The following is an 18,119-nucleotide window of genomic DNA, read 5'->3' on the forward strand; positions in this document are numbered from 1 at the left end:
TCAGCGCTTAACCGCCATCGGTGCATTCAGCTCGGCGCGTTTGGCCAACAGCTCGAAGACACCGGGGTAGGCGGGACGCTCCAGATAGCGGCCTGCGCCGCGCTCGGCGCGTAGATCGCCGTCTCGCCATACCCATTTGCCGTGGCTGATGGTGTGGCGGGCGATACCGCGTACCGTCTTGCCTTCGAAGATATTGAAGTCGACGTTCTGGTGGTGGGTCTTGGCGGAAATTGTCCGCGTGCCGTTGGGGTCCCACACCACGATATCGGCGTCGGCACCCACTTGAATGGCGCCCTTGCGGGGGTAGAGGTTGAAGATCTTGGCGGTGTTGGTCGACGTCAGCGCGACAAACTCCTGGGGCGACAGCTTGCCGGTGTTGACGCCTTCATCCCACAGTACGGCCAGGCGGTCCTCGACCCCGGCGGTGCCGTTGGGGATCTTGGTGAAGTCATCCTTGCCCGCGGCTTTCTGGTCGGCACAGAAACAGCAGTGGTCGGTGGCGGTAGTTTGCAGGTTGCCCGACTGTAGGCCGTGCCAGAGCGCTTCCTGGTGGCCCTTGGGGCGGAACGGCGGGCTCATCACATGGGCGGCGGCGCGGCCCCAGTCGGTATCCTGGTAGACGCTGTCGTCGATCAGCAGGTGGCCGGCCAGACATTCGCCGTAAACCGGATGGCCCTGCTGGCGGGCGTAGGCAATCTCATCCACGGCGTCCTTGGTGGAAACATGAACCAGGTAAATCGGCGCGCCCAGCGTACTGGCAATGCGGATCGCCCGGCTGGCGGCTTCGCCTTCCACCTGGGGCGGGCGCGAAAGCGGGTGGGCTTCCGGCCCGGTGAGGCCCTGGGCGAGCAGTTTTTGCTGCATGTGATAGACCAGCTCGCCGTTTTCGGCATGAACCGTGGGCACTGCACCCAGCTCCAGACAGCGCGAGAAGCTTTCCACCAGAATATCGTCGGTGGCCATGATGGCGCCCTTGTAGGCCATGAAATGCTTGAAGCTGTTCACACCGTGTTCATGCACCAGGGTGCCCATTTCCTCCCGCACGCTATCGTCCCACCAGGTGATCGCCACGTGGAAGGCAAAGTCGGTGGCGGCTTTTTCCGCCCAGCCCTGCCAGGTCTCGAAGGCTTCCAATAGCGACTGCCCCGGCTGGGGGATCACGAAGTCGATGATCGAGGTCGTGCCGCCTGCCAGGGCCGCGGCGGTGCCGGTATAGAAGTCTTCGCTGGCCACGGTGCCCATGAAGGGCAGTTGCATGTGGGTGTGCGGGTCAATGCCGCCGGGCATCACCAGCTGGTCGCTGGCATCGACGACGTCACAGCCATCGGGCAGGTCTAAATCGGTGCCGATAGCGTGGATTTTACCGTCTACGCAGAGCACATCGGCGCGGTAGGTATCGGTATTAGTGACGACAGTGCCGCCCTTGATCAGTAGGCTCATTGCTCGCTCCTTTGCTTATCAGGTGGCCGGGCTACTCGCCGTCGGTCAGGCGGGTGTAGGTCTCCGGGCGACGGTCACGGAAGAACTGCCAGTTGTTGCGCACCTCGCGCACCATGTCCAAATCGATCTCGTGGACCAGCAGCTCGTCCTCGGTTTCGCTGGCCTGGGCCTCGATTTTGCCGCGCGGGTTGACAATATAGCTGGAGCCGTAAAAGTCGCCGATATTCCAGGGCGCTTCGGTACCGACGCGGTTGATGGCGGCGATAAAGCAGCCGTTGGCGGCGGCGGAGGCGGGCTGCTCAAGCTCCCACAGGTATTGGGAAAGCCCAGCAACGGTGGCGGAAGGGTTGAAGATTACCTCGGCTCCGTTGAGTGCCAGCGCTCGCCAGCCTTCGGGGAAGTGGCGGTCGTAACAGATATACACGCCGATTTTGCCGTAGGCAGTATCGAACACTGGCCAGTTGGATTTTCCCGGCTTGAAGAAGAATTTTTCCCAAAAACCGGCTACTTGGGGAATATGGGTTTTGTGGTACTTGCCTAGGTAACTGCCGTCAGCGTCGAATACCGCTGCGGTGTTGTAGTAAACACCGGTTTCAGTCTCTTCATACACCGGCACGATGATCACCATGCGGTGCTCGGCGGCGAGCTTCTGCATCATCTGGCAGGTAGGGCCTTCCGGTACCCGCTCGGCGGCGGCGTACCACTTGCCGTCCTGGCTGGGGCAAAAGTAGGGCTGGTTAAACACTTCCTGAAAGCACAATACCTGCACGCCCTGGTCAGCCGCTTGCTGCACCAGCGGTAAATGGGCCTCGTTCATGGCGTCGCGGATCGCCGCCGGTTCCAGGTCGGTGCTGGTTTTTAGTCCCATTTGGATCAGGCCGATTTTCATCTTCTGCATCAGACACTCCCTCTTATTAGTGTTAGGCAACAGCATGAGTTTTGTTTGATATTCTGTTTTATCGGGCAACTTTCAAAGCTGACTATTGAGACAGCTTTTAAGAAAGTATCGTCAGGTTGTGCGTTTTAGCAAGTTAGTCGGTGGTTTTTTTAAGATGCTGTTTAACTCATTGAGTTAATTTGATTTTTTTATTTTAGCGTTGTGTGTTCCCTAATCTGGTGAGGGTGCGCACTGTTTTGGGGTTTTAATTTAATGATTTTTAATCAATTAGTTAAGGTTGTATATTGAAAATAAAGACAGGTTTTGATGTTTAAAGTTGGTGCAAATATTTTTTTTGATCTAGCCTTTTTTAGTCCGCCGGGTACTCGGTGGCCCATAGGTTGGCAAGATGACGACAATAATAAAATTCTTGTCCTGGAAGACAGTTTTTTGATCAATAAGTTAAGTGTCACGGGAGGGTTAGTCGGCACGCTTATTGCTTGAAACTACCTCAGACCGTGAGGGTTTTCTGGGAAACGGATGACACTGAGGAGAGACCAATGACGAAAACAACCTCTCAAATGGTAGACCGAGAAGGGCTGATTGAGTTGGATGTGGGGGATGACGTGCGTGCTAGCTCGCGCTTCAATGAAGATATTGCCCCGACCCAGGCCAGCGAGCGAACGTGGTCAAAGTGGAATATCGCGGCGCTATGGGTCGGTATGGCGATTTGCGTGCCGACCTACACGCTGGGGGGCGTGTTAACTGCCTACTTTGGCTTGAGCGTGGGTGAAGCGCTACTCGCGATATTACTCGCCAACGTGATTGTCTTGATTCCGCTAACGCTAAACGCTTTTCCGGGCACTAAATTCGGGATTCCGTTTCCTGTTGTGCTGCGTTCATCGTTCGGTATTTTTGGCTCCAACGTACCGTGCCTGGTGCGGGCGCTCGTCGGCTGCGGCTGGTTCGGCATCCAGACCATGTTCGGCGGCCTGGCCATTCACTTGCTGCTTTCCGAGTTGATTCCCGCCTGGGCGGCACTGGGTGGCGTGGGGGAAGTCGTTGGCTTTTTCGTGTTTGGCGCAATGAATCTTTACGTGGTCATTCGCGGCGCGGAATCGATCAAGTGGCTTGAAACGCTGGCCGCCCCGTTACTGTTGACAGTGGGTATCGGCTTGATGGTGTGGGCGTGGCCGCATACGTCGATGACCGAGCTGCTGGCGCAGCCACCCTCGCGCCCTGAAGGAGCGTCGGTGTATGGCTACTTCTTTGCCGGGTTAACCGCCATGGTGGGCTTTTGGGCCACGCTTTCGCTGAATATTCCCGATTTCAGCCGCTTTGCCAAAAGCCAAAAAGACCAAATTGCCGGGCAGGTGATCGGCCTACCGCTAACGATGTTTTTCTTTGCTTCGTTGGGCGTGGTGATGACCGCTGCCTCCGAGACGCTTGTCGGTCAAACCGTGGCCGACCCTGTGCGGCTTATCGGCTATATCGATAGCCCATTCTGGGTAGTGCTGGCGATGCTGCTGATTATTATCGCCACGATCTCTACCAACACGGCTTCTAATATTGTTTCGCCAACCAATGATTTCCAGAATATTGCGCCTAAGTATATAGATCAGACCCGCGGTGTACTGATGACCGGTGCGGTGGGCGTGCTGCTGATGGGCTACGACCTGTTGCAAAAAGCGGGCATCATTCCGCCAGGGGTATCGCTTGAACAGATGTACTCCAACTGGCTGCTGGGTTATTCCAGCCTGCTTGGGCCGATCGCCGGTATCATGGCCGTGGATTACTTCCTGATTAAGAAGCAGCGCCTGGATGTGCCCAGCCTGTATATGGATAACCATGCCTACCCCGCCATCAATATCGCCGGCTTTATCGCCTTTGGCGTGCCGGTGGCGCTGACCTTGATTGCGCTGACCACGGGGACAATGTACTGGTTCTACGACTATGGCTGGTTTACCGGCTCGGCGCTGGGCGCGATCGTATACTACATCGCAAGCGGGGTACTGGCCTCGGCCCCGTCGGTTGGGCCGGCGCCGATGGCTGACCGGGAGCCTGGCGAACAGCTTCCTTAGAAGGTTGTTGCTTGCCTTACTGACCAACACCCGGCCATGTGCCGGGTGTTGGCGTTTTGGGGCCTAGGGCGTATCGATAAATTGCAGGAAGGCTTCTACCACGCGGTTGGGCCGCCGGTCACGGCGCGAGATCAGTGCAAAGGGGATGCGATAGTGCTGGCGCGTGCTGTCCAGTGCGCGCATTTTACCGGCCGCGACCCATTGCGCAGCTACGTGTTCGGGAAGAAACCCGATGAAACGTCCGGTGAGAATAAGAAAGGCAGCACCCTCACGGTCGGAGGCCGAGGCGCGCAGGCTCAGGGCATCGTGGGCTTGGCGCGCCTCGACCGGCAGCGGGTAGCGGGGTGAAATCGCCGGGTGGCGGGCAAGCGCCTCAAGCGTGAGCTGATCACCTGCTCTGTCAAACAGCGGGTGCCCAACGGCGCAATACAGATAGGAAGGTTCGTCGTAGAGGTGCTGGGTATCCAGGCTGGTGGGCAGGTTCACCGCAGGCACCACGCCGACGTGTAGATGACCATCCATCACGCCGCGAATCACCGCATCCGAGGGCTCCATGTGGATATGCAGGGTGACCTCGTGCTTCGGGGCGCTGAGCTCTGCCAGCGCGTTGGTAACGTGCATGGCGGGCAAGGTCACCAGGTTGTCGGTAATGCCGATATTCAGCTCGCCCTTGATCGTCTGATGCAACGCGTTGACGTCGCTTTTGAAGGTTTCCAGCGCCGTCAGCAGAGTCAGTCCCGCTTGGTAGATCTCCTTGCCTTCCTCGGTCAGGCTGAAACCACCGCGGCCGCGTTGGCAGAGCGAGAAGCCGAGCCTACCCTCCAGATCGTTCATGTGCTGACTGATTGCCGACCGGCTGATTCCCAGCGTGGTCTCCGCCGCCGTAAAGCCACCGCATTCCACGACCGTCTGAAAAATACGGATCAAACGTATGTCGTAATCGTTCACTTGACCAAGAGAAGGCAAATAAGCTCCTTACGTTCTCGCTTCGTGAAGGTAGGGGTATTGAATCATGTATTTACTTTTTTAAGCATCGTTTCGAACGCTGTACGAAGGCATTTTGCGCTCCGGGGGGGCTTTTTGTCTTGATTGTACGCCGCAGCCTTTCAATACGACACGGGTGAGAAAGGCGGTGATTTCTTCGGTGTCGGCGTCGTCGAGGGCGTCCTTGCCGGTGATGCCTAGCACCTGCGCTTCGAAGTCGGCGTAGTGCTGGGTCGAGGACCAGATCAGAAAAATCAGCCAGACTGGGTTAACCGGGTCCATCAGGCCGCGTTCGGCCCATTGTTCAAAAACGCGCGCGCGGCCTTCCACCCATTCGCGCAGCTCGCCGTGTAAGTACTCTTGCAAGAAGGGCGCGCCACCGAGGATTTCTGCGGCAAATAGCCGAGAGCCCTCCGGGTGGCGGCGCGAGAGCTGCATTTTGCGCTCAATGAAGGCCGTCAGCACCTCGGCGGGGTCGTCTTCCACCGAGATATCGTCGAGCAGCGCGTTCCAGCGCTTCATCATCCGCGCGAGTAGGCGCACATAGAGCGCCTGCTTGCTGCCCATGTAGTAGAGCACGTTGGATTTGGGCAGCTCGGCTGCCTCGGCGATGGCCTGCACACTCGCGCCGCGGTAGCCGTGGCGGGCAAAAATGCGCTCGGCAGCGGTAAGAATAGCCTGCTCGTTGCGTGCCCGCGTGGCATCGTTGCGCCGTGGGGGCGTTTTGACGGCGGACGTCGGTTGCGTCATATCAGCTCCTTGATGGCCCGAGACTTGCATTGCGATACGGACTGACCCATGCTTGGGTATGTTCCTGACCATTTGGTCAACATGTGAGTTAATGCCATGATCAACTTCCTGCTTAACGGACGGCCACAGCGCGCGACAGCCACGCCCGATACCAGCGTACTCGAACTCTTGCGGGACACGCTCGGCCAGACGGGGACCAAAGAGGGCTGCGCCTCTGGCGACTGCGGTGCCTGTACCGTCGCCATCGGTGAAGCCGATGCCGCCGGGCAAATGCACTACCATAGTGCAAACGCCTGCATCATGCCCGCCCATCAGCTGCAAGGCCGCCAACTGGTAACGGTCGAAGGGCTGGCCGACGGCGATAGCCTGCACCCAGCACAGGCGGCGATGGTGACTTGCCACGGTAGCCAGTGCGGCTTTTGCACGCCGGGCATCGTGATGTCGCTGTTTACTCTCCACGAGGCGCAAACCGCGACCCCCGCCCCGCTAACCCCCGAGCGCTTAGAAGCCGCACTTGGCGGTAACCTGTGTCGCTGCACTGGCTATCGGCCGATCCGCGACGCCGCCTTGACCATGAGCGAGCACCCGGCGCCGCGTCATGCATGGTGGCGCCAGGCGCCGGAGCACGCGAGTACGGAACAGACGAGCGCGGCGCAGACGAATGTTACACCACCCAGCGAGCGCTTTCTCCAACCGGCCACCTTGGCCGCGTTGCTCGCCGAGCGGGCGCGCTTCCCAGACGCGCCTTTGGTCGCTGGCGGGACGGACCTCTGGCTAAACGTTACCCAGAATCTGGCGCGTTATGACCGCGTGATCGATGTCACCCGCGTCGATGAGCTTTCGCGTATCGAAACCGCCACCCTAGACGATAGGCGCGAAGGCTGGTGGATGGGTGCGGCGGTGACCTATCGCCGTTTGACGCCGCTTCTGGACCAACACTACCCCGCGTTTGCGCACTTATTGCACCGCTTGGGCTCGGCGCAGATTCGCAACCGTGGCACGCTCGGGGGCAATATCGCCAACGCCTCGCCGATTGGCGATACCCCGCCGGTGCTGCTCGCGCTACAGGCGCGGCTTTTGCTGGCGGGCCCGGAGGGCGAGCGTGAGCTGGCGTTAGACGAATTCTTCCTCGACTATAAAAAAACCGCGCTACGCGAGGATGAAGTGATCCGTGCGATCTTTTTGCCTCACCCAGCGCCTGAGCAACATCTCAAAGTGTGGAAGATGTCCAAACGCCGGGAAGACGATATTTCCGCGTTGCTGGGAGCGTTTCACTGGCGCCTGGAGGCGGGCGTGCTGCGCGAGGTGCGGCTCGCGTTCGGTGGCATGGCGGCCACGCCAAAACGCGCATACGACGCTGAGGCGGCGCTGGAAGGCCAGCCGCCCACGGCAGACGCTTTTGCGGCGGCCCGCGCCGCGCTAGCCGATGACTTTGCGCCCATGAGCGATGTGCGTGGCAGCGCCGACTACCGCCAGTTAGCCGCCGCCAACTTGTTAGAACGGCTGCGCCGCGTGGTGACCACCACCGACACCGCCGAGGAGGTGATGCTCAATGCGTACGCTCACTAAGCTCAACCAACAGGCCGCCTCCGATGTGGGCGAGGATTCCGCCACTGCGCGCGAGGCGCAAGAAGGGCGCATCAAGGGCGACGGCCCGCTGGCGCGCGATACCGTGGAGGCGCCGCCCCATCAGTATGTTCACCCGCACGCTCAGGCACACGAGAGCGCGATCAAGCACGTTACCGGCCGTGCCGCTTATATCGATGATCTCAAGGCGCCGGCTGACACGCTGCATATTGCCCTGGGGCTTTCAAAGGTCGCTCACGGGCGTTTGACCCGCCTCGACTTGGCTCGCATTCGGGCGCTGCCCGGCGTGGTCGATGCCGTCGGCGTGGACGACGTGCCGGGGCACACGGATATCGGCCCGGTGTTTCCCGGCGACCCGATTTTTGTCGAGGAAGAGATTAGCTACGCCGGGCAAGTGCTGTTTGCCGTGGCCGCCGAGAGCTACCGCGCCGCGCGCGAGGCCGTTAAGGCCGCTTTCGACGCCGATATGCTGACGCTGGAGGCGCAGCCGCCAAGCCTCGACCCGGTGGCCGCCGCCGAGCGCGGCGAGTTCGTGCGCCCCACCCACGTGCAGCAGCGCGGCGATTGGGAAAAGGCGCTGGCGGATGCCGCGCACGTGATCGAAGGCGAGCAGTTTGTCGGCGGCCAGGAGCATTTTTATCTGGAAGGCCAGGCTTGCTTGGTCACGCCCACCGAAGACGAGGGCGTGGTGGTTCACACTTCGAACCAACACCCCAGCGAAACGCAGAAGCTCGTCGCCGAGGTGCTGGGCATTGCCCTGCACGCGGTGACCGTGGAAGTGCGCCGCATGGGCGGCGGCTTTGGCGGTAAGGAGACCCAAGCCTCGCCCTGGGCGTGCATTGCCGCGCTGTTCTGCCGTCGCACCGGGCGCGCCGTGCGCGTGCGCCTGCCGCGTAGCGAGGATATGCGCGCGACCGGCAAGCGCCACCCGTTCCATAATCGCTACCGGTTGGGCGTGGATGACACCGGCGTGATTCAGGGCGGCGAGCTTACCGTGATTGGCGATTGCGGCTACTCGCCGGATCTTTCCGACGCCATTGTCGACCGCGCCATGTTCCACAGCGACAACGCCTACTCGTTGGGCGCAGCGCGGGTCACCGGCCACCGCGCGCGCACCCATACCGCCTCGAATACCGCTTTTCGTGGCTTTGGCGGCCCGCAAGGCATGATGGTGATCGAAGCGGCGCTGGACGACATCGCCCGGCGCCTGGGCGAAGACCCGCTCACGGTGCGCAAGCGCAACCTTTACCGCAAAGGCCATCAGACGACCCGCCGCGATATCACCCACTATGGCCAGCCGGTGGACCAGACCGATTTGCTGCATACGCTGGTCGAGCAGCTGGAAGCGAGCAGCGACTACTGGGCGCGCCGCGAGGAAATCGCCGCTTTCAACGCGCAAAGCGGCGTGATCAAAAAGGGCTTGGCGCTGACGCCGGTGAAGTTCGGTATCTCGTTCACCGCCAAACACCTCAATCAGGCCGGGGCGCTGTTGCATGTCTACACCGACGGCAGCGTGATGATCAACCACGGCGGCACCGAAATGGGCCAGGGCCTGCACACCAAAATCACCCAGGTGGTTGCCCGTGAGCTGGGCCTTGACCTCAGCGCGGTGCGTATCAGCGCCACGCGCACCGATAAGGTGCCCAATACCTCGCCGACCGCCGCCTCCAGCGGGGCGGACCTTAACGGCCAGGCGGCACGCGATGCCAGCGTGAAGCTTAAAGCCCGCCTGTTTGATTTCGCCGCTGACCATTACAGCGCGGATACCGACGATATGCGCCTCGAAGATGGCTACCTCATCGCCGGGTATGGCGAGAGCGAGCAGCGCATCCCCTGGGGCGAGCTGGTTCAGGCGGCCTATTTCGGTCGCGTGTCGCTCTCGGAAAAGGGCTTCTACGCCACACCGCTGATCCATTACGACCGCACTGTCGGCCAGGGCAACCCCTTCTACTATTACGCCTTTGGCGCGGCGGTCTCGGAAGTCAGCGTCGATACTTTAAGCGGTGAGTACCAAGTCACGCGGGTGGATATCCTCCACGACGTAGGGGATTCGCTGAACCCGGCGATCGATATCGGCCAGGTCGAGGGCGGTTTTATCCAGGGCATGGGTTGGCTGACCAGCGAGGAGCTTAAGTGGAACGACGCCGGGCAGCTGCTTTCCACCGGGCCTGCGACCTATAAAATCCCCACCTTTGGCGATCTGCCGCCGGTGTTTAACGTCGCGCTGATGGAGGGCCACCCCAACTCGATGGCGAGTATCTACCGCTCCAAAGCCGTGGGCGAGCCGCCCTTTATGCTGGCGATCTCGGTGTGGTCGGCGCTGCGCGATGCGCTGGCAAGCCTCGCCGATTACCGCGAATCACCGCGTCTGGACACCCCGGCCACCCCCGAGCGCGTGCTGATGGCCGCCGAGGCGCTGCGTCACCCCCAGGAGGCACCGTGAACGCCGCCGAGACCTGGCACGCTGCGCTCCACCGGCTACAGCGCGAGGGGTTGCCCCATGTGCTCGCCACCCAAGTGACCAGCGCCGGCTCCACACCCCGGGAGCCAGGCGCGCGCATGGTGATCACCGAAGAGGCCGTGTTCGATACCCTTGGCGGTGGCACCTTTGAGTGGCAGACCATCGCTGCCGCCCGCGAAAAGCTCGCCGCGGGCGAGACGGGAATGTCGCTGGAGGCGTTTTCGCTCGGCGGGCGCAGTGGGCAGTGCTGCGGCGGCTTTGTCAACGTGTTGATCGAGGTCTTTCCGGGTAGCGGCACGACGCTGGCGCTCTTTGGTGCCGGCCACGTTGGGCGCGAAATCGTGCAGCTTGCCGCGCCGCTGAGCTGGCGCATTCAGTGGTTTGACAGCCGCGAGGCCGTTTTTCCTGCCTGGGCCGACGAGCAGCCGCGCTTAAGTTGCCACCAAACCCTCGATGCGGAAAGCACCGTTGCCTCGCTGCCCGCTAGGGCCCATGCGCTGGTGATGACCCATGACCACAGCGAAGATCGCGCGCTGATCAATACGCTGCTTGCGCGCGGCGATTGCGCTTCGATTGGCTTGATTGGCTCGCAAAGCAAATGGGCGAGCTTTCGCGGCTGGCTCATCCGCGCAGGCCATGACGAAGCCGCGCTGGCCAAGGTGCGCTGCCCCATTGGCATGGCAAGTGGCCCAAATGGTGATAAAACCAAGGGCGGCGACAAAACCCCCTACGCCATCGCGCTGGCCACCCTTGCCGAGCTTTTGCCGTTGGCGGCAAGCCCGGCACACGGCGAGCATCGCGGCTTGTCCGCTGACGCGCTACGGCCGCTGTTATCCACCCCATCTGTTCATTCTGACGACACCTAACGCCATGACTGCTACTGACGCTTCCACCGCTCCCCGCAACGGCGCCTTTGTGCTGCGCGCCGAACTGTTAAGTTTCGACGCTGACCCCGGCGATGACGATACGCCGCTGCCGGGCAGCGTGCGCCATTTAGCCGATGGCGCGCTGTGGGTCGAACATGGTCGCATTCGCGCCGTGGGTGATTACGCTCGCCTCGCGCCGCAGCTGCCCGAAGGTATCGAGATCATCGACCATCGCGGTAAGCTCATCATGCCTGGCTTTATCGATAGCCACGTGCACTACGTGCAGCTGGACATCATGGCCTCGTTTGGGCGCCAGCTGCTCGATTGGCTCAACGACTACACCTTCCCCGAAGAGTGCCGTTTTGCCGCACGCGAGCACGCCGATGCCATCGCCGAGGCGTTTCTTGAAGAGCTTTTGCGCGTGGGCACTACCTCGGCGCAAGTGTTTGGTTCCAGCCATCCGGGGTCAATCGATGCTTTCTTTGCCGCCAGCCAGCGCCGCGGGCTGCGGATGCTCGCCGGCAAAGTACTGATGGATCGCCACGCCCCCGAGGCGCTCACCGATGACACTCTCGGCGGTATCCGCGATAGCGAGCGGCTGATCGCTGACTGGCACGGCAAGGGGCGCCTGGGGTATAGCGTCACGCCGCGTTTTGCCCCGACCTCCACCCGCGCGCAGCTCGACGCTGCCGGTGGGCTTTTGCGCAGCGACCCCAGCCTGTGGCTGCAGACGCACTTGGCCGAAAATACCGGCGAGATCGCCTGGGTCGCCGAGCTGTTCCCGGAAAGCCAAGATTATTTGCACGTCTACGAGCAATCGGGGTTGGTCGGGCCGCGCAGCACCTTTGCCCACGGCATCCATCTCGACGACAACATGCGTACCCGCTTAGCCGAGCGCGGCGCCAATATCGCCTTCTGCCCCAGCTCCAATATGTTTCTCGGCAGCGGCCTGTTTGACCGCCGCGCCGCCCGCGAGGCTGGGCTTGGGGTGAGTGTGGCAAGCGACATCGGCGCTGGCACCGACCTTTCCGGGCTGGCAACGCTTAAAGCCGCTTACCAAGTTGGGCAGCTGCGCGGGCAGGCGCTGACAGCCTGGCAGGGCTTTTATGCGCTGACGCTGGGCAACGCTAAGGCGCTCTCGCTAGAGGGTAATATTGGCCGATTGGCCGAGGGGATGGAGGCGGATTTTGTCGTGCTGGACACTAGCGCAACGCCGCTACTGGCGCGGCGCACCGCGCGCTGTGAGACGCTTGCCGAGCGGCTTTTTGCCTTGATGATGCTCGGCGATGACCGTGCGATTGCCGAGACCTGGGCCAATGGCCGCTGCCAGCATCGGCGTGATGAGGGATAGTGAGTGTTTAAACCCCTGGCGGTGAATGTCTCGCCGCCAGGGTGGCCGTTACTCTGGTTCTTTACTCGTGTTCTTTCGCTTGTTCTTGCGCCAGCCGTTCGCGGCGGTCGGGTTTGCCCGGCAGTACCGCATCGAGCAGAAGTGCAGCTAATGCCGCCGGGACCAGGCCCGATTTCAACAACAACCCCACCTGTCCGGGCATCGTCTTGGCAATCGCCTCGACCGCGGGCAGGCCAATGCCCAGGCTCATGGCGACGGCGATAATCAACATGGCGCGTTGATCCAGCTCGCATTCCTGAATGATCTTCAAGCCCGCCGACGCAATCATGCCAAACATGACAACCCCCGCGCCGCCCAGCACGGCGGGCGGCATGGCGGCGACTAACCCGCCTAGCTTGGGGAATAGCCCCATGCAGATCAACAAGATGCCACCAATGGTGACCACGTGGCGGCTGACGACTCCCGTTAGGGTAATGAGCCCGACATTTTGTGCGTAGGCGGTATTGGGCAGGGTATTGAACAGGGCGGCAAACGAAGTGGCGACGCCATCCGCCATGACACCACCGGATAGCTCGCGATCCTTGGCGTGACGCCCCGCGCCGCCCATTGTGATCGCCGAAATATTGCCGATGGTTTCCAGGCCGACCACAAACATAATCAGCGTCATGCCGATGATCGCGGTCAGATGAAACTCCATGCCGTACTGCAACGGCTTGGGAAAGGCGAACCAGGCCGCGTCGGTGACGCTAGAGAAGTCGACCATGCCCAGTGCAATAGCAACGAGGTAACCACTGACTAACCCGATGAGGATGGACGATGCCTTTAAAAAGCCGCGCCCGAATTGGTGCACAAGGATCGTGACTACCAGCACAAAAAGCGCTAATCCCAGATTCGTCGGTGAGGCAAAGTCATCGGCGCCGACGCCACCTGCTGCGTAGTTAATCCCCACCGGCATCAGCGTGATACCGATCAGCAGCACGACGATCCCCGTCACAATAGGCGAAAACCAGTGGCGAATTTTTTTCAGAAACGTGCCTAAAACGACCTGCAGCAAGCCCGCAATGAACGACGCGCCGAGTACCGCCGCCAGCCCAAAAGACCCTGCCAGCGGCAATGCCACCGGCAGAAAACCAAAGCTGGTGCCCTGGACAATGGGCAGGCGCGCGCCAACAGGCCCCATACCAATGGTTTGAACCAGCGTGGCGATACCCGCGACAAACAGTGCCACCTGAATGAGGAAAATCTGCTCACCCGTGCCGGCGCCAATGACGCCGGCAATGATGATGGGAGGCGTCACGTTACCCGCAAACATGGCCATAATGTGCTGCAACCCTAACGGGATCGCCTTGGAAAGCGGCGGCATCGCGTCGGGGTTTTGGTTAATCGTCCGTGACGGGCGAGAGGGCTGGTCTGGGGAATGAGACGACATAGCGAGCCTTTTTGTGTTCGTTGTTAGCCTTTCAAGGGTGATTTATTGCATCCATTCCTACATAAGATTGTATACAGAAATAAATTTCAATCACCACTTTGGTGGAAGATATCACGCGGCGAGGCGTTCACTCGATAGTGCTGAAAGCGGCTAGCGCTTGACGCGGTCGCGCAGGCGCAGCTTTCCGATACGAATAATCTGTTCTATCGCCGTGCGCCGCTCGGTGGCTAAGTCGTTATCAATGCGGGCTTCAAAGGCGTTCAAAATATCGTGGCGATCCAAGCCTTTCACGGCGATGATAAACGGAAAGCCAAATTTCTCTTTGTACGTACTGTTAAGGCGTTCAAAGCGCGCGAACTCGTCGGGCGAACACTGATCCAGCCCAGCCCCGGCTTGCTCACGACTAGAGTCAGAGGTGAGTTCCCCCGCCAGAGCCGCTTTGCCAGCCAAATCCGGGTGGGCGCGAATCACCGCAATCTGCTCGTCGCTGCTGGCCTGCTGCAGCTTTTCTCCCATCAGCTCGGCGAGGGCGTCGGGGGTGTCGTGCTCGGGTGTTAGCCCTTGCCTCCAAGCGGCTTCGGCAACCCAGGGGGAGTGCTCGTAAATATCGCCGTAATGCGCCACAAAGGCGTCCAAATCGAGCGCGCTGGGGCGCGGTTCAAGAACGGAGTGAGGGGTATGTGTTGCCATGGTATCTCCCGCATAGTGTGGGTTTTGCTCTCGATACTGTATACAATAAAATCGACCGAAGGTACTCTAAACTCATCAATAACGTTCAGCGGGTCGCGTTCCACCTCACCGCCGACGCTAATAAGGAGTCAAAATGGGATACTTAACCACTCACGTGTTGGATACGGCGAATGGCCGCCCCGGCCAAGGCATCATCATCGATGTGTATCGCCTGTCAGGTACGCGGCGCGAGCACCTCGCCACCGTGACCACCAATGACGACGGCCGTTGCGACGCACCGCTGCTGGAAGGCGAGGCGTTTGCCGTGGGGGAATACGAGCTGGTGTTTCACGCTGGCGACTACCTGCGCCGCCATCAAGAGAGCACTTTCGAGCCACTCTTTTTGGATGTCATCCCGCTGCGCTTTGGCGTCGCCGATGCCAGCCAGCACTACCATGTGCCGCTTTTGCTCTCGCCTTACGGCTACACCACGTATCGCGGCAGCTAACGCCGCGTAAAGGGAGAGTGCCATGTACGGCTATATCGTTGATGTCGTCAATTTGCTGCTGCGCTGGCTGCATGTCATCGCGGCCATTGCCTGGATCGGCGAGTCGATCTATTTTGTGATGCTGGATAACAGCCTGCGGAAACCCAAAGCCGCGGAAGACCACGAAAAAGGCGTGTCCGGTGAGATGTGGGCCGTTCACGGCGGCGGTTTTTACCACAACCAGAAATACACCACTGCGCCTGCCAAGCTGCCTAATGATTTGCATTGGTCGTTCTGGAAAGCCTACACCACCTGGCTAACCGGTTTTGCCCTGTTCGTGGTGCTGTACATGGCAAGCCCGGAATTTTACCTGGTGAATGCCAATAGCCCCTGGGCGTGGGCGGCGGAGCTTAGTGGCTGGCAGGCCAACCTATTGGCGCTGGCGTTTCTGCTTGGCGGCTGGGTGGTCTATAACGAGCTGTGTAAGCGCATCAGCCCCAACATGGAGCGCGACGGCCTGCTAAGCCTTGCCGTGGCGGTGATGATGGTCATAGTGGCGTACCTGAGTACCCAGTTGTTTACCGGGCGCGCGGCGTTTCTGCTTACCGGCGCGGTGATGGCCACGGCCATGTCGGCTAACGTGTTCTTCTGGATTATCCCCGGGCAGCGGCGCATGGTGAAAGCCATGAAGGCGGGCGAGGCGCCCAACCCGTTGGATGGCAAGCGCGGTAAGCAGCGCTCGGTGCATAATACCTACTTCACGCTGCCGGTGGTGCTGTTGATGATCAGCAACCACTATTCGTTTCTGTATTCCCACGAGCTCGCGTGGGTGGTCATGGCGCTGCTTATCTTCGCCGGGGCGGTGATTCGCCAGTTCTTCGTGCTCATGCACGCAGGCCACAATAAGCCGGGGTATCTAGTGGCCGGGGCGGCTTTGATTGTGCTGGCGTTTTGGGTCGGCGCGCCAAGCGCTTCAGGCCCTGCCTCGGCGGAGGCAGGATCTCCCGGTCGCGAACAGGTGAGCGCGATAATTGAGCAGCATTGCGTGCAGTGTCACGCCCGCGACCCGGCGCACGCCGGCTTTAGCGCGCCACCGGCGGGCCATGTGTTTGAAAGCTGGGACGAGATCAAGCAGCAGCGGGAGATCATTCAACAAGTCGTGGGCAATCACTATATGCCGCTGGGCAACATCACTAACATGACCGCTGAGGAGCGCGATATCATCGCGGCCTGGGAGGAATAACAGGAGCCACCATGAGCGATGCGCAGGGAGCACCAAAGTTGGTGAAAAAAAAAGGCGAAGCGCGCCACGAGGCGATTTATAAGGCGTTGAGCGACGCCATTATCGAGCAGCGCTTAAAGCCCGGCGCGCGGCTGCGCGAAGATGCCCTGGCCGAGGTGTTCAACGTCAGCCGTACCGGTATTCGTAAAATCCTGCAGCGCTTGGCGATAGAACAGCTCGTCACGTTAACCCCACGGCGAGGTGCCAGCGTGACGCGCCCCACGGCGGACGAAGCCAAAGACGTTTTCGACGCACGCCAATTAATTGAGTGCGGCTTAATGCCCGATGTGGCACGGCGCATGGGCAAAAAAGAAGCGGCGGAGCTGCGCGACATGGCCCGCCAAGAGCGCCAAGCGTTGCGCAGCGGCCAACAAAGCGTGGCTATTCGGCTATCGGCCGACTTCCACGTGCGTCTGGCGCAGCTATCAGGCAACGCTGCCCTGGCAGAGTTTGTCGAGCGGCTTTGCTCGCGCTCATCGCTGATACTCGCCGTCTACGGCCATCGCGGCCACTTGGGCTGCGAATCCCACGACCACGATGACTTGATCGGCTATCTCGAAGCCGGCAACGGCGAGCGCGCCAAAGCCTTTATGAGCCGCCACCTAAAAGCCATCGAAGCCTCGCTATCGATGGTCGAAGAGGAAGAGAACGTACCCGATTTGCGGCAGATATTTGGGGGATGAAAAACTCAGCGACTACTCGAAAGGTAGGACACCCTAACATTCAGTTGGTGCTGAATGCCTTCCATGCATTTACTGATCTCCGTCGCCCTTTCTGGGGTGCTTTTTCCGGGATAGTTTTCATTCAGGAGACCCGCAACGTAGTTTAACTCTGTAGCGGCATTGACGAGGGACTCTTCATCAGGGAGGCCAAGCAATTTCCCAAAAACGTTGTAGGACGGAATTGCTTCTTTCTTGGCAAGAAGCTGTGCTGACAACATCTTTGCTCCGTCCTGGAGCTCCTGTGTGCCGTTAGCGTTGGTAATCTTTGCCTGATTGAAAAGGAAAAAGTGGCTCAGCTCACCAAGGACTTCCTTCAATGAAACCGCAGGATCAAGGATAAACTTCATGAAAAATTGGCTCAGGATAAAAACTGCAACCCCAGCGGCTACCGTCAATGCTAAAGAATCCTGCACAGTATCTCCTTAAGTTTTAACTCGGAGCGAAGCGGCGGCCCGTCAGGGAGGGACGTCTGACTTACGCGGCTTGTTATCACTGCCTCAGTCATTCTCGGTGAACTGAGGCAAATCGTCGGTAATCTCAAACCACGGAGCCTTGCTGCCCACGAAAACATGGCGGTCTGCATGCACGCCTGGATCGGTGTCGAGGGTGCCCAATGGAAGCGCGTAGACCTCCGGCTTTGCATTGAACTTCGTATGAATGCTTGACCCGCAATTTGAGCAAAATACCTTGAACTCTCCCGGCGACGACTCGTAGGTTTTGAGTAGTTCTTCGCCTCTGACGGTTCGCCAGTCATCGGCCTGCACCTTTGCGCAGGTTCGGAAAGCGGCCGCATGGAGCTTGCGGCACATAGAGCAATGGCAGTTGTATACGTCACTAAGGTCGCCATTCACTTCATATTGGACGCCACCACAAAGGCAACTACCTGATAGGCTCATTTCTCAGCTCCATATGTGATAACGCCGCGCTCTGCGGCAAATTTGGAGCTCAGCGGAAAATTTGTCCGATAGCAGCGCTTTGTTATACAGCATTTTAACCCATCTCTTTCTTCCGGAAACCCTGAATTCAACTAATAAGTGCAGCACCCGCGGTTTCTAGTGCTCCTGAATATTCTCCTAAGAACACCTGGGCTGGGGTTCGGTATCCCAGCCGCTTTCTGGGTCTATCGTTCAGCT

16 protein-coding genes and 1 pseudogene are annotated in these 18,119 nt (G+C 60.0%); 8 read left to right on the plus strand and 9 right to left on the minus strand.

Annotation, left to right across the window (positions count from 1 at the left end; translation table 11 throughout):
• Both hydA and HZS81_RS10680 read right to left on the minus strand, forming a co-directional pair.
• Nucleotides 1-1,440, minus strand: coding sequence for a dihydropyrimidinase (gene hydA / locus HZS81_RS10675; protein ID WP_179930539.1), 1,440 nt, complete (start codon nt 1,438-1,440; stop codon nt 1-3).
• 31 nt (nt 1,441-1,471) lie between these two features.
• Nucleotides 1,472-2,338 (minus strand): nitrilase-related carbon-nitrogen hydrolase, encoded by an 867-nt coding sequence (locus HZS81_RS10680; protein WP_179930540.1) that lies wholly within the window; start codon nt 2,336-2,338, stop codon nt 1,472-1,474.
• A 539-nt stretch (nt 2,339-2,877) separates the two neighbouring features.
• On the opposite strand from HZS81_RS10680, the gene HZS81_RS10685 reads away from it, so the two are divergent.
• Nucleotides 2,878-4,398 carry an NCS1 family nucleobase:cation symporter-1 gene (locus tag HZS81_RS10685; protein WP_179930541.1) on the plus strand — a complete coding sequence of 507 codons (1,521 nt, stop codon included), beginning with the start codon at nt 2,878-2,880 and terminating at the stop codon, nt 4,396-4,398.
• A 63-nt stretch (nt 4,399-4,461) separates the two neighbouring features.
• Here the strand turns inward: HZS81_RS10685 and HZS81_RS10690 are convergent, their stop codons facing one another.
• Together HZS81_RS10690 and HZS81_RS10695 are read right to left on the minus strand one after the other, a co-directional pair.
• The gene (locus HZS81_RS10690) at nt 4,462-5,364 is read right to left on the minus strand and encodes a LysR family transcriptional regulator (protein WP_179930542.1); all 903 of its coding nucleotides are present in this window, start codon (nt 5,362-5,364) and stop codon (nt 4,462-4,464) included.
• A gap of 60 nt (nt 5,365-5,424) precedes the next feature.
• Nucleotides 5,425-6,132: a TetR/AcrR family transcriptional regulator gene (locus HZS81_RS10695; protein WP_179930543.1), complete on the minus strand. Its 708-nt coding sequence runs from the start codon at nt 6,130-6,132 to the stop codon at nt 5,425-5,427.
• Nucleotides 6,133-6,228: 96 nt separating this feature from the next.
• Here HZS81_RS10695 and xdhA point away from each other — a divergent pair, with 96 nt between their 5' ends.
• The 4 genes from xdhA to guaD are packed head-to-tail and all read left to right on the plus strand — an operon-like array spanning nt 6,229 to nt 12,397.
• Nucleotides 6,229-7,701, plus strand: a complete 1,473-nt coding sequence (gene xdhA, locus HZS81_RS10700; protein ID WP_179930544.1) for a xanthine dehydrogenase small subunit — start codon at nt 6,229-6,231, stop codon at nt 7,699-7,701.
• Complete coding sequence (xdhB, locus tag HZS81_RS10705) at nt 7,685-10,162, plus strand: xanthine dehydrogenase molybdopterin binding subunit (RefSeq protein ID WP_179930545.1); 2,478 nt, start codon at nt 7,685-7,687, stop codon at nt 10,160-10,162. The genes xdhA and xdhB overlap by 17 nt, the downstream gene beginning before the upstream one ends.
• Nucleotides 10,159-11,046, plus strand: coding sequence for a xanthine dehydrogenase accessory protein XdhC (gene xdhC, locus HZS81_RS10710; RefSeq protein ID WP_179930546.1), 888 nt, complete (start codon nt 10,159-10,161; stop codon nt 11,044-11,046). The genes xdhB and xdhC overlap by 4 nt, the downstream gene beginning before the upstream one ends.
• Before the next feature lie 4 nt (nt 11,047-11,050).
• Complete coding sequence (gene guaD / locus HZS81_RS10715) at nt 11,051-12,397, plus strand: guanine deaminase (RefSeq protein ID WP_179930547.1); 1,347 nt, start codon at nt 11,051-11,053, stop codon at nt 12,395-12,397.
• A 61-nt stretch (nt 12,398-12,458) separates the two neighbouring features.
• Here the strand turns inward: guaD and HZS81_RS10720 are convergent, their stop codons facing one another.
• Both HZS81_RS10720 and uraD read right to left on the minus strand, forming a co-directional pair.
• Nucleotides 12,459-13,826, minus strand: a complete 1,368-nt coding sequence (locus tag HZS81_RS10720) for a uracil-xanthine permease family protein (protein WP_179930548.1) — start codon at nt 13,824-13,826, stop codon at nt 12,459-12,461.
• 150 nt (nt 13,827-13,976) lie between these two features.
• A complete protein-coding gene (gene uraD / locus HZS81_RS10725; RefSeq protein WP_179930549.1) occupies nt 13,977-14,516 on the minus strand; it encodes a 2-oxo-4-hydroxy-4-carboxy-5-ureidoimidazoline decarboxylase in 540 nt (179 codons plus the stop codon).
• A 133-nt stretch (nt 14,517-14,649) separates the two neighbouring features.
• Between uraD and uraH the strand changes: the two genes are divergently transcribed.
• The 3 genes from uraH to HZS81_RS10740 are packed head-to-tail and all read left to right on the plus strand — an operon-like array spanning nt 14,650 to nt 16,947.
• A complete protein-coding gene (gene uraH / locus HZS81_RS10730) occupies nt 14,650-15,003 on the plus strand; it encodes a hydroxyisourate hydrolase (RefSeq protein ID WP_179930550.1) in 354 nt (117 codons plus the stop codon).
• A 22-nt stretch (nt 15,004-15,025) separates the two neighbouring features.
• A complete protein-coding gene (locus HZS81_RS10735) occupies nt 15,026-16,225 on the plus strand; it encodes a urate hydroxylase PuuD (RefSeq protein ID WP_179930551.1) in 1,200 nt (399 codons plus the stop codon).
• Nucleotides 16,226-16,236: 11 nt separating this feature from the next.
• Nucleotides 16,237-16,947, plus strand: a complete 711-nt coding sequence (locus HZS81_RS10740) for a GntR family transcriptional regulator (protein WP_179930552.1) — start codon at nt 16,237-16,239, stop codon at nt 16,945-16,947.
• 5 nt (nt 16,948-16,952) lie between these two features.
• Here HZS81_RS10740 and HZS81_RS10745 read toward each other — a convergent pair whose 3' ends face one another.
• The 3 genes and pseudogenes from HZS81_RS10745 to HZS81_RS18060 all read right to left on the minus strand — a co-directional run.
• The gene (locus HZS81_RS10745) at nt 16,953-17,399 is read right to left on the minus strand and encodes a hypothetical protein (RefSeq protein ID WP_179930553.1); all 447 of its coding nucleotides are present in this window, start codon (nt 17,397-17,399) and stop codon (nt 16,953-16,955) included.
• Nucleotides 17,400-17,483: 84 nt separating this feature from the next.
• Nucleotides 17,484-17,882, minus strand: coding sequence for a GFA family protein (locus tag HZS81_RS10750; protein ID WP_179930554.1), 399 nt, complete (start codon nt 17,880-17,882; stop codon nt 17,484-17,486).
• 127 nt (nt 17,883-18,009) lie between these two features.
• A pseudogene (locus HZS81_RS18060) lies at nt 18,010-18,119 on the minus strand (IS30 family transposase); the annotation flags it as partial.

Source organism: Vreelandella salicampi, from assembly GCF_013415105.1.
Lineage (GTDB): Bacteria > Pseudomonadota > Gammaproteobacteria > Pseudomonadales > Halomonadaceae > Vreelandella > Vreelandella salicampi.

Excerpts from the sequence above, each read along its gene's own strand:
- xdhB (WP_179930545.1), top strand. The coding sequence starts at position 7,685 with ATGCGTACGCTCACTAAGCTCAACCAACAGGCCGCCTCCGATGTGGGC.
- HZS81_RS10750 (WP_179930554.1), bottom strand. The coding sequence starts at position 17,882 with ATGAGCCTATCAGGTAGTTGCCTTTGTGGTGGCGTCCAATATGAAGTG.
- HZS81_RS10735 (WP_179930551.1), top strand. The coding sequence starts at position 15,026 with ATGTACGGCTATATCGTTGATGTCGTCAATTTGCTGCTGCGCTGGCTG.
- hydA (WP_179930539.1), bottom strand. The coding sequence starts at position 1,440 with ATGAGCCTACTGATCAAGGGCGGCACTGTCGTCACTAATACCGATACC.
- xdhA (WP_179930544.1), top strand. The coding sequence starts at position 6,229 with ATGATCAACTTCCTGCTTAACGGACGGCCACAGCGCGCGACAGCCACG.
- uraD (WP_179930549.1), bottom strand. The coding sequence starts at position 14,516 with ATGGCAACACATACCCCTCACTCCGTTCTTGAACCGCGCCCCAGCGCG.
- HZS81_RS10695 (WP_179930543.1), bottom strand. The coding sequence starts at position 6,132 with ATGACGCAACCGACGTCCGCCGTCAAAACGCCCCCACGGCGCAACGAT.
- uraH (WP_179930550.1), top strand. The coding sequence starts at position 14,650 with ATGGGATACTTAACCACTCACGTGTTGGATACGGCGAATGGCCGCCCC.
- HZS81_RS10740 (WP_179930552.1), top strand. The coding sequence starts at position 16,237 with ATGAGCGATGCGCAGGGAGCACCAAAGTTGGTGAAAAAAAAAGGCGAA.
- guaD (WP_179930547.1), top strand. The coding sequence starts at position 11,051 with ATGACTGCTACTGACGCTTCCACCGCTCCCCGCAACGGCGCCTTTGTG.
- HZS81_RS10720 (WP_179930548.1), bottom strand. The coding sequence starts at position 13,826 with ATGTCGTCTCATTCCCCAGACCAGCCCTCTCGCCCGTCACGGACGATT.
- HZS81_RS10680 (WP_179930540.1), bottom strand. The coding sequence starts at position 2,338 with ATGCAGAAGATGAAAATCGGCCTGATCCAAATGGGACTAAAAACCAGC.
- HZS81_RS10685 (WP_179930541.1), top strand. The coding sequence starts at position 2,878 with ATGACGAAAACAACCTCTCAAATGGTAGACCGAGAAGGGCTGATTGAG.